The sequence below is a fragment of the Actinokineospora terrae genome (assembly GCF_900111175.1).
GTDB lineage: Bacteria > Actinomycetota > Actinomycetes > Mycobacteriales > Pseudonocardiaceae > Actinokineospora > Actinokineospora terrae.
Map to the genome: position 1 here is coordinate 154,523 of NZ_FOGI01000015.1, position 14,525 is coordinate 169,047.

General features: G+C 72.6%; 15 protein-coding genes and 2 pseudogenes. 8 read left to right on the forward strand and 9 right to left on the reverse strand.

Going from position 1 to position 14,525, the window contains the following annotated elements; translation table 11 throughout:
• Positions 1–34: 34 nt before the first annotated feature.
• Positions 35–970 (forward strand): LysR family transcriptional regulator, encoded by a 936-nt coding sequence (locus BMY07_RS29495; RefSeq protein ID WP_092785834.1) that lies wholly within the window; start codon positions 35–37, stop codon positions 968–970.
• Between the two features lie 75 nt (positions 971–1,045).
• On the opposite strand, the gene BMY07_RS29500 is transcribed toward BMY07_RS29495, so the two are convergent.
• Positions 1,046–1,543: a DinB family protein gene (locus BMY07_RS29500; protein ID WP_092785836.1), complete on the reverse strand. Its 498-nt coding sequence runs from the start codon at positions 1,541–1,543 to the stop codon at positions 1,046–1,048.
• Between the two features lie 142 nt (positions 1,544–1,685).
• Here BMY07_RS29500 and BMY07_RS29505 point away from each other — a divergent pair, with 142 nt between their 5' ends.
• Positions 1,686–2,345, forward strand: a complete 660-nt coding sequence (locus BMY07_RS29505; protein ID WP_092785838.1) for an O-methyltransferase — start codon at positions 1,686–1,688, stop codon at positions 2,343–2,345.
• Here the strand turns inward: BMY07_RS29505 and BMY07_RS29510 are convergent.
• A complete protein-coding gene (locus tag BMY07_RS29510; RefSeq protein WP_245782731.1) occupies positions 2,330–3,418 on the reverse strand; it encodes a winged helix DNA-binding domain-containing protein in 1,089 nt (362 codons plus the stop codon). The two genes, BMY07_RS29505 and BMY07_RS29510, sit on opposite strands and share 16 nt — an antisense overlap.
• Positions 3,419–3,480: 62 nt before the next feature.
• Here BMY07_RS29510 and BMY07_RS29515 point away from each other — a divergent pair, with 62 nt between their 5' ends.
• From BMY07_RS29515 to BMY07_RS29535, 5 genes are all read left to right on the forward strand, one after another.
• The gene (locus tag BMY07_RS29515; RefSeq protein ID WP_092785842.1) at positions 3,481–4,452 is read left to right on the forward strand and encodes a helix-turn-helix transcriptional regulator; all 972 of its coding nucleotides are present in this window, start codon (positions 3,481–3,483) and stop codon (positions 4,450–4,452) included.
• 820 nt (positions 4,453–5,272) lie between these two features.
• Complete coding sequence (locus tag BMY07_RS29520) at positions 5,273–6,187, forward strand: ferredoxin family protein (RefSeq protein WP_092785943.1); 915 nt, start codon at positions 5,273–5,275, stop codon at positions 6,185–6,187.
• Positions 6,188–6,189: 2 nt separating this feature from the next.
• Positions 6,190–7,266 (forward strand): DNA glycosylase AlkZ-like family protein, encoded by a 1,077-nt coding sequence (locus BMY07_RS29525; RefSeq protein ID WP_092785844.1) that lies wholly within the window; start codon positions 6,190–6,192, stop codon positions 7,264–7,266.
• A gap of 96 nt (positions 7,267–7,362) precedes the next feature.
• The gene (locus BMY07_RS29530; protein WP_092785847.1) at positions 7,363–8,142 is read left to right on the forward strand and encodes an alpha/beta hydrolase family protein; all 780 of its coding nucleotides are present in this window, start codon (positions 7,363–7,365) and stop codon (positions 8,140–8,142) included.
• 276 nt (positions 8,143–8,418) lie between these two features.
• Positions 8,419–9,144, forward strand: coding sequence for a dienelactone hydrolase family protein (locus BMY07_RS29535; protein WP_092785849.1), 726 nt, complete (start codon positions 8,419–8,421; stop codon positions 9,142–9,144).
• Positions 9,145–9,171: 27 nt separating this feature from the next.
• Here the strand turns inward: BMY07_RS29535 and BMY07_RS29540 are convergent, their stop codons facing one another.
• The 7 genes and pseudogenes from BMY07_RS29540 to BMY07_RS36295 form a co-directional block, all read right to left on the reverse strand.
• Positions 9,172–9,588 carry a hypothetical protein gene (locus BMY07_RS29540; protein ID WP_143073709.1) on the reverse strand — a complete coding sequence of 139 codons (417 nt, stop codon included), beginning with the start codon at positions 9,586–9,588 and terminating at the stop codon, positions 9,172–9,174.
• A gap of 11 nt (positions 9,589–9,599) precedes the next feature.
• Positions 9,600–10,064 carry a hypothetical protein gene (locus tag BMY07_RS35995; RefSeq protein WP_092785853.1) on the reverse strand — a complete coding sequence of 155 codons (465 nt, stop codon included), beginning with the start codon at positions 10,062–10,064 and terminating at the stop codon, positions 9,600–9,602.
• 58 nt (positions 10,065–10,122) lie between these two features.
• Positions 10,123–11,160: pseudogene (locus BMY07_RS29550) on the reverse strand (SPFH domain-containing protein); the annotation flags it as partial.
• Between the two features lie 78 nt (positions 11,161–11,238).
• On the reverse strand, positions 11,239–11,664 hold the full coding sequence (locus BMY07_RS29555; RefSeq protein WP_092785855.1) for an NfeD family protein: 426 nt from the start codon (positions 11,662–11,664) through the stop codon (positions 11,239–11,241).
• 39 nt (positions 11,665–11,703) lie between these two features.
• Positions 11,704–12,516, reverse strand: a complete 813-nt coding sequence (locus BMY07_RS29560) for a DUF3097 domain-containing protein (RefSeq protein WP_092785857.1) — start codon at positions 12,514–12,516, stop codon at positions 11,704–11,706.
• A 234-nt stretch (positions 12,517–12,750) separates the two neighbouring features.
• On the reverse strand, positions 12,751–12,981 hold the full coding sequence (locus tag BMY07_RS36290) for a hypothetical protein (protein ID WP_218150837.1): 231 nt from the start codon (positions 12,979–12,981) through the stop codon (positions 12,751–12,753).
• 18 nt (positions 12,982–12,999) lie between these two features.
• Positions 13,000–13,339: pseudogene (locus BMY07_RS36295) on the reverse strand (FAD-dependent oxidoreductase); the annotation flags it as partial.
• Positions 13,340–13,523: 184 nt separating this feature from the next.
• On the opposite strand from BMY07_RS36295, the gene BMY07_RS29570 reads away from it, so the two are divergent.
• Positions 13,524–14,378, forward strand: a complete 855-nt coding sequence (locus BMY07_RS29570) for an LLM class F420-dependent oxidoreductase (protein ID WP_092785859.1) — start codon at positions 13,524–13,526, stop codon at positions 14,376–14,378.
• Positions 14,379–14,525: the final 147 nt, after the last annotated feature.

Consider the following 14,525-nt stretch of genomic DNA (forward strand, 5'->3'; position numbering starts at 1 on the left):
GGAACCTCAGCATCCAATCATTGCCTGAAGTGGAATGACGCCGGTGAACAGCCTGGACGCGAATCTGGCGGTGGCCCTCGACGCCCTGTTGAGCGAGCAGAGCGTCACCCGGGCCGCGGCGCGGCTGCGGACCTCCCCCGCGGCGATGAGCCGCACCCTGGCCCGCCTGCGTCGGGTGTTGCAGGACCCGCTGCTGGTGCGGGCCGGGCAGGCGATGGTGCCCACGCCGCGCGCCGAGGCCCTGCGCGAGGAGGCCGCGGCGGTGGTGCGCCGGGTGGAGGCCCTGCTGACCCCGAGCGGCGGGGTCGACCCGGCCAGGTTGCGGCGCACGTTCACCGTGCAGACCGCGGACGTGGTCGGCGCGGCGTTGGCACCGGGTCTGCTGGACCTGGCCCGGCGTCAGGCGCCGGGGGTGTCGTTGCGGGTGCTGGCCGAGGAGTGGGAGGCGGGTCCCGCGTTGCGGGAGGGGCGGGTGGACCTGGAGGTCGGGTCCATCGACCACGTCGACCCGGAGACCCGCGTGGAGGATCTGGTCACGTTGCGGATGGCGGCTGCCGTGCGGGTCGGTCACCCGCTCACGGAGGGACCCCTGACCCCGGCGGGCCTGGCCGCGGCCGACCACGTGACCGTCAGCCGCCGGGGACGCTTCACCGGCCCCCTCGACGCCGCGCTGGCCGAGCACGGCCTCACCCGACGCGTCGTCGCCGCCCTACCCGGCCACCTCGCGGCCATGGCCCTGGCCGCCACCAGCGACCTCGTCTGCCTGGTCCCGACCGCCCTGCCCGACAACCCCCCATCCCCGGTCAGCGCCGCCGCCCACACCCTGGGCCTGCGCCTGCTGCACATCCCGCTCCCCCTCCCACCCCTGACCATCGCCATGGCCTGGCACCCCCGCCACACCACCGACGGCGCCCACCACTGGCTCCGCACCGCCGTCCGCCACGTACTCCGGCCCACGCCCGGGCACTAGCCCCCGGCCCGGCTCCCTCCCCTGGCCGCCGCGGTCCCCGCGCTCGGTCGTCGTGATCCGCCGAGCGGACCGGGGCTATTCGCCGGTGGTGCCGTCGAGGTGTTCGCGGAGGAGGTCGAGGTGGCCCACGTGGCGGGCGGTTTCCTGGATGACGTGGGTGAGGGTCCAGCGGACCGTGCGCGTGGGGTCGGCGCGGGCGGGGTCGTCGGGGGTGAGGCCGGACATGGCGGTGTCGGCGGTGGTCCACTCGGCGCGGTAGGCGGCGGTGACCGCGGTGAGGGTGTCGGTGGGGGTCGGGCGCCATTCGGCGTGGACGTCGTCGGGGTCCCACAGCAGGGGCGCGTCGGAGCCGCCCGCGACGCGGGTGAGCCAGTGGCGCTCGACGGCGGTGAGGTGTTTGAGCAGACCCAGCACGCTCATCGTCGGGGAGCCGGGCAGCGGGGTCTCGATGGCCTGCGCGGGGGTGAGTCCGGAGGCCTTGATGAGCGCGGTGGCGCGCAGGAAGGCGAGGAACTCCCACTGCAGGCGCAGCTCGTCGGAGGCGTCGGTGCGGGGCCAGGCACGGTCCGACATGCACCCGATCCTAAGACATCCGCGGTGCGGCGCAACGGTTCCGGACGGCGACGGTAACCGTCAGGTCGAGGGTTCACCAGCCAACAGTGAACCTCAAGTCGAGGTCGAGAGTCGCCGGGTGCGCGGTGGCTAGGGTGGTGCCATGTCTGATCAACCGCTGTGGACCGCCGTCGACGACTACCTGGTCTCGGCCCTGCTGCCGCCCGACCCGGTCCTCGACGACGCCCTGCGCCGCGCCGCCGACGCCGGACTGCCCGAGATCGCGGTGGCCCCGAACCAGGGCCGCCTGCTCAACCTGATCGCCCGGGTGCGCGGCGCCCGCCGGGTCCTGGAGATCGGCACCCTCGGCGGGTACAGCACGATCTGGCTCGCGCGGGCGCTGCCGCCGGACGGTCGGGTGGTGACCCTGGAGTTCGACCCGCGCCACGCCGCCGTCGCCGAGGAGAACATCGCCGCCGCCGGGCTCGCCGGGGTGGTCGAGGTCCTCGTCGGCCCGGCCCTGGAGACGCTGCCGACCCTGACCGGCCCGTTCGACCTGGTGTTCGTCGACGCCGACAAGGACAACAACCCGGCCTACTTCGAGTGGGCGATGCGGCTGACCGCGCCGGGCTCGGTGATCATCGTGGACAACGTGGTGCGCGGCGGCCGGGTCGCCGACCCCGACGACACCTCCCCCGCCGTCGTCGGCACCCGCCGCATGCACGAGCTGATCGGGGCCGAGCCGCGGGTGGCGGCCACGGCGGTGCAGACCGTCGGCGAGAAGGGCCACGACGGGTTCACCCTCGTCTACCGGGAGGCGTAGCGGACCTCGACGCTCTCGGCGTCCGGGTCGGTGACCGCGAGCAGCCGCCGCGCCTCGGCCTCCACCGCGCGCTTGTCGCGGGCGGTGGGGGTGCCGAACGGGATGACCTCCAGCACGGCCGTCCCCTTGGTCCGCTGGGTCCCCCACATGCCGACCACCCGCCCGTCGACCAGGACGGTGGGGCGGACGTTGCCGTTGCCGGTGCCCATGATCACCGGCTTGCGGTGCTCGTCGTCGATCACCCGCGACCGGTCGGCGTGCGACAGGACCAGGTTGTCGAACGCCGCCACCAGCCGCACCGGCGCCGGGGTGTCCTCGTCCGGGCGCGGCGCCTCGGGCAGGTCGTAGAGGGCGCGGCCGGACTCGTCGCGGAAGGCGAGCAGGTCGGGTTGGCGCTCGAACACCTCCCGCAGACCCGTGAGACCGGACCAGGCCTGCGCGTCGGCGGGGCTCGCGGGCCCGAACGCGGCCAGGTAGCGGCGGACCAGCGTGTCGACGCTCATCGGCGCGGCGACCGGTTCCCCCAACCAGGCCGACAGGGTCGTGTGCCGTGCCTGCCCCGATGAGCCCCACAGCCCGCGTGGCGGTACCTGCACGAGCCCCGCACGCGCGCGGACCACGGCGGCGAGCCGGTCGGGTTCGTGGTTGGGCCACCTCGCGGCCAGACGCCTACCGAGTTCGGAGGCGGTAAGAGGCTCCTCGGCGAGGATGCCCGCGCCGGTCGCGGTGATCTCGTCGGCCTCGGTGAACCCGCGGCCCACACCGCGCTCCAGGGCGGGTTGCAGCACCGCGCGCAGCGGGTCGGCGTCGGTGGCGGTGACGAGGTGGATGGTGGAGCGCATCAACGCCAGCCGCACGACCTGGCGGCCGCTGAGCAACCCGGCCAGGTCGGCGAGGGCGAAGTCGGCCAACCGCGACCACAGCCCGACGTACGGCGGGTTGGGTGCCTGGGCCTGCAGGCCGACCAGGTGGGTGATCGCCTCCAGCGGCGAGAGCGGGGCCCGCTCCAGCAGGTGCTGGCGGGCGAGCAGGGCGCGGTTGAGGGCGCGGCGGGTGAGCACCGGGGTCGTCACGGGCCAGAACCTACCCACCATTGCGGACCGGTGTGGTCCGCAATGGGTGCGAGACTGGGGCCATGTTGGAGACCTCCGCGCGGCTGCTGCGACTGCTCTCGCTGCTGCAGACCCGCCGTGACTGGTCCGGCGCCGACCTGGCCGAGCGGCTCGGCGTCACCGGCCGCACCGTGCGCCGCGACGTCGACAAACTCCGCTCGCTGGGCTACCCGGTGCACGCCTCCACCGGCACCACCGGCGGGTACCGGCTCGGCGCCGGGGCCGCGCTGCCGCCGCTGCTGCTCGACGACGAGGAGGCCGTCGCGGTCGCCATCGGGCTGCGCACCGCCTCCGGTGGCACGGTCGCCGGGATCGAGGAGACCTCGGTGCGGGCCCTGGCGAAGCTGGAGCAGGTGCTGCCCGCGCGGCTGCGCGGCCGGGTCAACGCGCTGCAGTCGGCGATGCTGCCGCTACCGGGCCGCGGCCCCACCGTCGACCCCGACGCCCTGTCGGTCATCGCCTCCGCCTGCCGCGACCACCACCGCCTGCGCTTCGACTACCGCGACCGCGACGGCTCCGAGACCCTGCGCGAGGTCGAACCCCTGCGCCTGGTCAACACCGGCCGCCGCTGGTACCTCGTCGCCTTCGACATCGACCGCGACGACTGGCGCACCTTCCGCGTCGACCGCCTCACCGCCCGCACCCCCACCGGCCCCCGCTTCACCCCCCGCGACCCACCCGACCAGGACCTGGCCGCCTACACCTCGTACAAGCTGTCCAACTCCGCCTACCGCTACCAGGGCGTGTTCACCCTCCACATGCCCCTGGACGCCGCCGCCGAACAGATCGGCCCCACCTCCGGCGTCCTCGAACCCCTCGACGCCCACTCCTGCACCCTGCGCGCGGGCTCCAACTCCCTCGACGGCCTCGCCATCTGGATCTCCCTCATCGGCTGCGAGTTCGAGGTCCACTCCCCACCCGAACTCACCACCCGCCTTGCCTCAGTCGCCGCCCGCCTCACCCGCGCCGCCCACAACTCCCCCACCACCGACTAGCCCCCCGGTCCCAGCCACCTCACACGCCTTCGACCAAACCACCCGACACCTCGCCACGCCGCCGGCCTCCAGGCCCTCACCCCAGCACTGGCCTCTTACCCGCCACCGCGCCCCAACCCCACTCAAAGCCGCCTCGCGCGCACGCGGTCCCGACCCGGCCCAGCCCCCACCCACTCCGGGGGGCGTCCCAGTGCCAGTCTATCGGGGGGCACCGACAGTCGATCTTGGAACAGGGCGCCGAAGATCCGGATGTGGATAACTTCTGTCGCTGGAACGGGTGAATCTCAGGGCTGGCGAGACGGGGAATTGCCTGGTCAGGGGAAACACGGCCACCGAGGGCGTCCGCGGCGGCGGAGGCGCGGACAAAGTCCGGCCGGCGGGAGATCAACCAGGCGAGGAAGGCAGACCCAAGGTCCACAGTAGACACACAGGCGACGCTCACCTGGACAACCCCGGGATCAACAGGCGGCCTCCCCATCCAGAGCACGGCGCGACAGACCCGCCCCCGAGCCCCTTAAGCCGCAGCGCCCTCTTGAGCCGAAGCGACCCTCTTACCCCTCGCAATGCCGCCTCGCGCGCACGCGGTCCCGACCCGGCCCAGTCCCCACCCACTCCGGGGGGCGTCCCAGGTCCCACTCTACCGGCACCCCCCGACAGACGATCTTGAAAGCGCCCCGCCGAAGATCCACATGTGGATAACTTCTGTCCCTGAACCGGGTGAAGTTCACCAGCAGCAGGCCAGGGCAGGCGACACGCCTTCACCCGGCGGATAAGGCTGGTGCACTCGAACGGCGGTATCCGCCGTGAGAGCCTTGTGCCGATGGCCACCTCTCCCCCGGCGCTGCCCGCCGCCGCGTGTTCCGCGGTGTCGCGCGCGCTCGACGAACCCTTCGCGGGCAGTGCCGCGACGGCCACCACCTGGTTGTGCGTCGAGCAACCGGGGCCGTGGGGCCGTGACGCGCTCACCCAGAGCCACCTCGACACCGGCCTGGCCGCCGAGCTCGCCGCGCGCGCCAAGGGCACCGGGGTGCGGGTCGTGCTGATCCGCCGCCCCGGCCCGCACCCCGACCGGCACCGCCCCACCCCGCGCCGCGTCTACCTCGCCCACACCGCGCCCGGCCGCGCGTTCCTGCGCCGCGACACCTTCGCCGACCCCAAGCTGCTGCTCGACTTGGACTTCGCCGCCGCGGGCGCCGGGGAGGTCGGCGGGTTCGGCGACCCGGTCACCTGGCCGGTGCTGCTGGTGTGCACCAACGGCCGCCGCGACCTGTGCTGCGCCGTCCTCGGCCGACCCGTCGCCGCCGACCTCGCCGCCACCCACGGTGACGCCGTGTGGGAGTGCACCCACATCGGGGGACACCGCTTCGCCCCCACCGGGCTGCTGCTACCCACCGGCTACACCTACGGCGACCTCGACGCCGACCGCGCCCGCGCGCTGCTGGCCACCACCGACGTCACCACCGACCGCTGCCGCGGCCGCTCCACCTGGGCACCCGCCGGGCAGGCCGCCGAACTCGCCGTCCGCGACCTCACCAACACCACCCACCCCGACGTCCTGCGCGTGCGCGACCCCGAACTCGACGACGACGGCCACTGGCGCGTCGGCGTCCGCCACGTCGACGGCCGCGGCTGGCGGGTCACCGTCGCCGAACGCGCCACCGGACCCGACCGGCCCGCCAGCTGCGGCGCCCAACCAGGCCCCGTCACCACCCACGACGTCATCCGGATCGACTGACCATGGACATCACCCGCGCCCAGGTCCTCGCCTACCGCGTCGCCGCCCACGGCCTGCACCGCGACCAACCCGACCCCGCGCGCCTGGCCGTGTTCGACCTCGGCGTCCAGGACGCGGGCAGCCGCTCACCCCAGGTCGCCCTCGCCGCCCGCCTGCCCGCCGACACCCCGCTCGAGGGCTTCGCCACCCTCTGGGCCCACCGCGGCGCACCCCACCTGCTGCGCGCCACCGACATCCCCGCACTCGCCACCGCCCTGTGGCCCCGCACCGACGCCGACGCCACCGCCCGCCTCAACGCCTGCGGAACCGCCCTGCGCCGCGCCGGGATCCCCGGACTCACCGCCTACACCGCCGCCACCACCGCGATGCGCGAGGTCGTCGACACCGAGAAACCCCGCGGCCAGGTCAGCACCGAGATCACCGCCCGCCTGCCCGCCCCCTACGGCTACGACTGCACCGTCTGCGCCGCCACCCACGTCTACGGCAGCCTCTTCCAGATCATCGGCCTGTTCGCCGGGGTCACCGTGCACGCCGAGTCCCGCCCCACCCGGCTACGCCCCCTGCCGCACCGACACCCCATCCCCACCGAGTCCACCGGCGCGGGCCCCGTCATCGACGCCTACCTGCGGCTGCACGGACCCGCCACCCACGCCGAGGTCGCCGCGTTCCTCGACACCACCCAGACCCACGTCAAACCCGCCTGGCCCGACGGCCTGGTCGAGGTCGGCGACGGCCGCTGGTTCCCCGAGGCCCACCTCGACGCCCTGCGCACCGCCCCCACCCCCGACCTCGTGCGGCTCCTGCCACCCCTGGACCCGTGGCTGCAAACCCGCGACCGCGCCCTGATCGTCCCCGACGAGACCCACCGCAAACAGCTGTGGCGCATGATCGGCAACCCCGGCGCCGTCCTGGTCGACGGCGAGATCACCGGCACTTGGCGCACCAAGACCTCCGGCAAGACCCTCACCATCACCATCGACCCGTTCACCACGCCGACCACCGACGCCCGGATCGAGGCCGAGGCCCACCGCGTCGCCACCGCCCGCGGCTTCCAGGACGTCCGGGTGGTCCAGGCCTGACCCAGGTGCACACGGTCACCGGCGACTCCAGGCGCCCACGTCCGCCCGCGGCATAACCACGACCCCCGCGCCCGCCCCCACAACTACCGTGGCCGCATGCGCCCACCGATCACCGGAACCGCCGGGGACGTCCCCTTCACCGCCCTGCCACCCGCCCACGGCGGCCCCGCACCGCTGATCGTCACCTGGCACATGATGGACCCGCCGCGCTCCGACGCCGCGTTCGCCGCCGCACTGCCCATGACCGACGTCCCCGCCTGGCGCGTGCACCTCGGCATGCCCCTGTGCGGGGCCCGCATGGTCAACGGCACCACCGACGCCATCGTCGACCTCGCCCGCCAAGACCCCCTGATGTCCTTCCTGCACCCCTTCGTCGAGCAAGCCGTCGACGAGTTCCCCGCCGCGCTGACCGCCCTGCGCGCCCAACTCACCACCGACGACGGTCCCATCGGCATCCTCGGCGCCTCACTCGGCGCCGCCGTCGCCCTCCGCGTCCTCACCGGCACCGACACCCCCGTCCGCGCCGCCGCCATCGTCAACGGCGCCATCCGCATGCGCTCCGTCGTCGACCTCTTCCCCGGCTACTCCTACGACACCCACTCCGCGGCCGCCGCCGACAGCCTCGACTTCACCACCAACACCGACACCATCACCGCCCCCCTCCTGATCATCACCGGCGCCCTCGACCACCCGGCCTTCCAAGCCGACGCCCACCACCTAGCCACCACCCTCGGCGACCGCGCCGAACTCCACACCATCCCCGACCTCGCCCACCCCCTCGCCGACGAACCCGGCATCGACCCCGCCCCCCAACTCCCCCAAGCCCACGAGGTCGACACCCACCTCACCACCTGGTTCCGCCACCACCTCGCCTAGCGCCCCCACCAGAGCCGAAAACGCCTCACCCCGCTGAACCTGCTGGGCCCTGGCCACCACAGCACGCGCCAGCGACTGCACCGTGGCGTGACTCGGCAAGCCGTACTTATCGCGGGCGTCAACCACGGCGACAACGGTGCCAACACGAAGCACGGCACTGATACCCCAACCACCACGTGCTGCCGCGCGAACTCACCCCACTTCGGAAGGGCACCCACGTTCTGCCCGCGGTGAACCCCGACCCGACCAGGCTCGACGGTCACTACCGTCGGTCCCATGACGACGATCACCACGCGCACGGTCCAGTACCCGGCCGACGGCCTGGCGATGGTCGGGCACCTCGCGCTCCCGGCCGGGGGCGGCCGCGGGCCCGCGGTGCTGCTCGGACCAGAGGGCCCGGGGCTCGGCGACGTCGAGCGCCGCAGGGCGGACGCGCTCGCCGAGCTGGGTTACGTGGCGCTGGCCTTCGACCTGCACGGCGGGCGCTACCTGGGCGACCCCGAGGAGATGCTGGCCCGGTGCCTACCGCTGCTCGCCGACCCCGACCGGATGCGGGCCATCGGCCACGCGGCGCTCGACGTGCTGCGCGCCGAACCGCGCAGCGACCCCGACCGGATCGCCGCCATCGGCTACGGCACCGGGGGCGCCATCGGGCTGGAACTCGGGCGCGACGGCGTCGACCTGCGCGCGATCGGCACAGTCAACGCCCTGACCACGGGACGGCCGGGCGAGACGGCACGCATCCGCTGCCCGGTGTGGGCAGGCGTCGGGTCGGAAGACCCGATCATGCCGCCCGCGCAACGAGAAGCGTTCACAGCCGAGATGCAGGCCGCTGGCGTCGACTGGCGCCTGACGGTCTACGGCGGCGCGGTGCACGCCTTCCACCACCCACCGGTCGACCACCCCGTCGTCCCCGGCGTCGGCTACCACCCACGGCACGCACAGCGGGCCTGGCGCGATGTCGTCGACCTGCTCGCCGAGTGCCTGCCCCTGACAGACTGATCCGGTCACCCCCCAAACCCGCCCAGGTCAGGCGATCGAGCAGTACAACGACTCCCCCGAGTCCCGGGCAGCACGAGCAACACCCACCAGAGCCGCCACCCACCGCTGCCACACCTCGACATCAGCCGAGTCGTCCAACTCCTCACCACGCATCCACGCGGCCGTCACCGAAGGCAAGTCCTCATCGGACAACCCGGCCAACGCGTCCCGCGTACCAGCGTCCCACTCGGACACACAAGGCCCCGCCCCAGCCGGCTCCGCGGGCCACACCTGGCGCTCCTCGATCACGTACTCCGCGACCCCCAACACCAACGCCACCAACCGGTCCAGGGCCGCGTCGACACCAGCCCACTTCGCGTCCACCCCGTCGAAATCCGGGAACGTCGCCAGATCACCCAACCCCCGCAGCACCGCCGCGTCCCCAGGCGCCCGGAAGTACGACATCTCCAAACCCACTACACACACATCCAGCAGTACAACCGCTCACCCGACGCCCGGGCCCGACGCGCCAACCCTGCCAACTCGGCCACCACCGGCTCCCACTCCGCAGCCGACGAACCCGCCAACTCCTCCGCGAGCACCAACCGCGCCGCCACCGCCCCCGGATCCGCGACTCCCGCCAAGGCGTCGTGCGCCGCCAAACCCACCTCGTACACCCACGGCCCCTCCGCCCACGGATCCCCATCCCCGGGGAAATCCGTCGGCTCCGGCGTCGTCGGCCACACCGCCTCGTGCTCGCCACTGCGGTACGACGCCCCCGACGCCGCCGCCACCAACCGTCCCAACACGACCAACACCTCAAGGCCCTTGGCCCGCACACCGTCGAACTCGCCCACCGGGGACGCGGCATCCGACCGTTGCAGGTACGACACCACGACCCCGGCACCCGGCGCCCTGAAGTACTCCGTCAGCAAACCCATGCCGCCAGTACAGCAGCACCCACCGACACACTCAGACCTGCGGCGGCAATACCGGGTCGACCGGCTTCTGCGCCACCGCCTCGGCAGCCCGCACCGCCCGAGCGATCTCCGGGTCGGTCGAGGTGTCGAACCAGTCCGACACCTCCTCGTCGTCCACCTGCGGCACCGACGACGCGGGCTCCTCCGACGGCTCGTACCGGAACACCCCGTCGTCGGACTTGATCCCGAACTGGCGCGCGAAACCCTCCAGCGCCCGGCTGAAGTCCGTGGGGATCATCCACACCTTGTTCGCGTCACCCTTGGCCATCTCCGGCAACGTCTGCAGGTACTGGTACGCCAACACCTCCGGCGTCGGCCGACCAGCCTTGATCGCCGCGAACACCTTCTCGATCGCCTTCGCCTGCCCCTGCGCCTGCAGGTACCGCGCCGCCCGCTCACCCTGCGCCCGCAGGATCCGCGACTGCCGCTCCGCCTCCGCCGCCATGATCGTCGCCTGCTTCGCGCCCTCGGCAGCCAGGATCTGGCTCTGCTTCGACCCCTCCGCGGTCTTGATCGCCGCCTCCCGCTGGCCCTCCGCGGTCAGGATGATCGCGCGCTTCTCCCGGTCCGCGCGCATCTGCTTCTCCATCGAGTCCTGGATGGACGGCGGCGGGTCGATCGCCTTGAGCTCCACCCGCGCCACCCGGATGCCCCAGCGACCGGTCTCCTCGTCCAACACCCCGCGCAACTGCCCGTTGATGTGGTCGCGGGAGGTCAGCGTCTCCTCCAGGCTCATCCCACCCACCACGTTGCGCAGCGTCGTCGTGGTCAGCTGCTCCACCGCGATGATGTAGTTCGCGATCTCGTACACCGCCGCCCGGGAATCGGTCACCTGGAAGTACACGACCGTGTCGATCGACACCGTCAGGTTGTCCTGGGTGATCACCGGCTGCGGCGGGAACGACACCACCTGCTCGCGTAGATCGATCCGCGCCCGGATCCGGTCGAAGAACGGCACCAGCACGTTGAGCCCCGGCTCGGCCACCGTCCGGAACCGGCCCAACCGCTCGATCACCGCCGACTGCGCCTGCGGGATCACCTTGATCGACTTGGCCATCACGACCAGGACGAAGAACACCACCACGATGCCCACGATCAGCGGCACACTCACAACACCCTCCAACCTCTCGCGGGCCTACTGGTCGGCCCACACCACCGCGGTCGCCCCGGCGATCTCCATGACCGTCACCGACGACCCGGGCTCCAACACCTGAGTGGCGTCCAGCGTGCGCGCCGACCACTCCTGGCCGCGCAGCTTCACCCGCCCACCGTGCTCGTCGACCCGCGCCACCACAACCGCGCGCTCACCGACCAACGCGGCCACGTTGTCCCGCACGTGCGCCCCGCCCAACCTGCGCCGCAACACCGGCCGCGCCACCGTCGTCAACCCCAACGAGACGACGGTGAACACCACGAAGCTGAGCACCGGCGCACCGAACAGCGCCTCGGTACCCGCGCCGAACAACCCGGCGACGCCCAGCATCACCAGCACGAAGTCACCCGAGAGCACCTCGGCGGCGATCAGCAGCAGTCCGCCCACGAGCCAGATCAGTGCCGCCATGCGATCATCCTCCCAGATCGCGGCGCCCACCGGGCACGATCACCCGGAACCGGGGTCGGTCACGAAGTCGATCAGCCGCTCCACCGCGCCGACCAGCGGCGCCTCCAGGTCGCGGAACCCGCGCACCGACCCCCGCACCCGCCGCCACCCGTCCGCCGGTCCACCCCAGCCCAGCGCCGCGCACACCCCGTCCTTCCACGGTACGCCGCGCGGCACCACCGGCCACGCCTCGATCCCCAGCACCGACGGCTTCACCGCCTGCCAGATGTCCACATAGGGGTGTCCGGTCACCAGCACGTGCTCGTCGCGCACACCGCCGACGATCCGCGACTCCTTGCTGCCCGCCACCAGGTGGTCCACCAGCACCCCCAGCCGCCGGTCCGGGCCGGTGCCGAACTCCGCGACCAGCTCCACCAGGTTGTCCACACCGTCGAGTGGCTCGACCACCACACCCTCGACCCGCAGGTCGTGGCCCCACACCAGCTCCACCAGCTCCGCGTCGTGGATCCCCTCGACCCAGATCCGGCTCGCCCGCGCGGTGCGGGCCCGCAACCCCTGCACCGCCGTGGACCCCGACGCCGACCGTGACGGCTTTGCCACTACAGGCGTAGGCGCGGGACGCACGAGCGTCACCGTCCGCCCCTCGACCGTGAACCCGGCCGGGGTCAACGGGAACAGCCGGTGCTTGCCGTGCCGGTCCTCCAGCACGACGTTGCCGTACTCGAACCGCACGACCGCACCGCAGAACCCGGTGGCCGCGTCCTCCACCACGAGACCGTTCTCGGCCACCACTTCCGGGATCTGCCGACGCGGCTTACCGGACAGGATGTCGCCGTAATCCTGAGAGCGCACACCGCCACGCTAGCGACCCGGCCCCTCCCCCGGCCTGAGGCACGCCGAGACCACGGCCCCATCGGCCTCCTCGGCGGCTCACTCGGCAAGGGCCACCCCTGCCGTGTGCAGCTGCTTTTGATGCTTTGCTGCTTCGTAATCCGGCGAGCCCCATAGAAGCGACCATCGGTAATCTTGATAGTCAATAGCGGATAATGAGACACAGGGGAGAGGCATTGAGGACTGGCGGCTGACTCAGCGGGCCTGGCCCTCGCCTGCGAAGAAGCCGACCAGGCTGTAGGGCGCGTCGTCGTTGAGGTAGAGGCCGAGGATGTCGTCCGCGGCAGCCTCGGCCGCCCTCGGGAACAGGTCCTGCTCGTACGCGGCGAGCGCGGTCTCCACGTCGTCAGGGTGCGCCGCGAGGGCCCGGCCGAGTTCCGAGCCGTCGTACATCGCCACGTTGGCGCCGTCACCGTTGGGGACCATGAGGTGGGCGGCGTCGCCGAGCAGGGTCGTGGTCGCGCTGGACCCGTTGGCGGAGCTCACCTCGTGCCGGGCGTCGCCGAGGCCCCGGACATCGGTGACCCTGTGCCCCCACACCACGGTGCCCGCCGGGAGTGAGTCGAGCAGCACCTGGCGCAGCGCTCCGCGGTGGACCTCGGAACGACCGCCGGTGCCGTCATCGGCCGTTGCCCTCGTGGATGTCCAGCATGCCGCCCTGGGTGCGCGCGGTCGGCGAGGCCTCCGCCTCGTAGACGGTGACCGGGATGCCGTGGACGTGCAGGACCCGGGCCAGGACAAGACCGCGGAGGCCCGCGCCGATGATCGTGACGGAAGTGGACACCGTGGCTCCTCCGGGATCGGACGACGCGGTCAGGTAGGGCTAACCACGGTTCCACGATGGAACACCCGCCGAGCCGTGTCGACACGACGGCGCGTCAACCCCACGCACGGGTCCGGGAAGAACCGGGGGCCGCGGCTGGTTCCCCTAGCCGGGTACTCGGGAGATCAATCGGAGGTGTCCACCCGTGGAGCAAGGCGTGTTCGGGTTGAGCGCGAAGGCGACGCTCGGCCCGGTCGAGACGGCGCGGCTGGCCACCCTGGCCGAGGACCTCGGCTACCGGTCGTGGTGGTGCGGCGACCACGTTGTCCTGCCCAGCCCGCGGGTGCCGGACTCGCCGATGGCGCCGGAGGACCCGATGCTCGACCCGCTGGTGCACCTGAGCTACGTGGCCGCGGTGACCGAGCGGATCGAGCTGGCCACCGGCATCGTCATCCTGCCGCAGCGCAACCCGCTGGTCCTGGCCAAGCAGGCGGCCAGCCTGGACGTGCTCTCCGGCGGCAGGCTGCTGCTCGGTGTCGCGGGCGGCTACCTGGAGCCGGAGCTGTCCGCGCTCGGCGTGCCGCTCTCCGAACGCGGCAGCCGCACCGACGAGTACATCGACGCCATGCGCGCCCTGTGGAACGACACGGCGCCGGTCGCGTTCACCGGCAGGCACGTGTCCTTCCGCGACGTCGACGCCAACCCCCGGCCGGTCACCCCCGGCGGTCCCCGGGTCGTGGTCGGCGGGCACAGCCCCGCCGCGTTCCGCCGGGCCGTCGCCCGCGGCCACGGCTGGTTCGGCACGGGCTCCTCCCCCGACGACCTGGCGGGTCACCTGCGCGGCCTGGCCGAGGCCGCCCGCCGGGTCGAGCGCCCCGCCGAGCTCGGCGACCTGGAGATCAACTTCATGCAGGTCGACCCGGTCGAGGTGAACGCGGCCGCCGCCCACCGCTACGCCGAGCTCGGCGTCACCCGGCTCGCCCTGTACCCACTCCCCCTCGAAGACCCCGACGACGTGGCGAGATTCCTGGAACGCCACGCGACCCTCACCTCCGGCTGAGGCTCCCTCCCCTCTTGGCCTGCTTTTGCACCCCACATCGACTGGTGGCGTCAAGTAAGACCCATTACTGGTAATCTTGATAGTCGATAGTGAATAAATGGTTCACGGGGGGGGCGATGGGGACAGTGCCTGGTGGGAATGGGTATC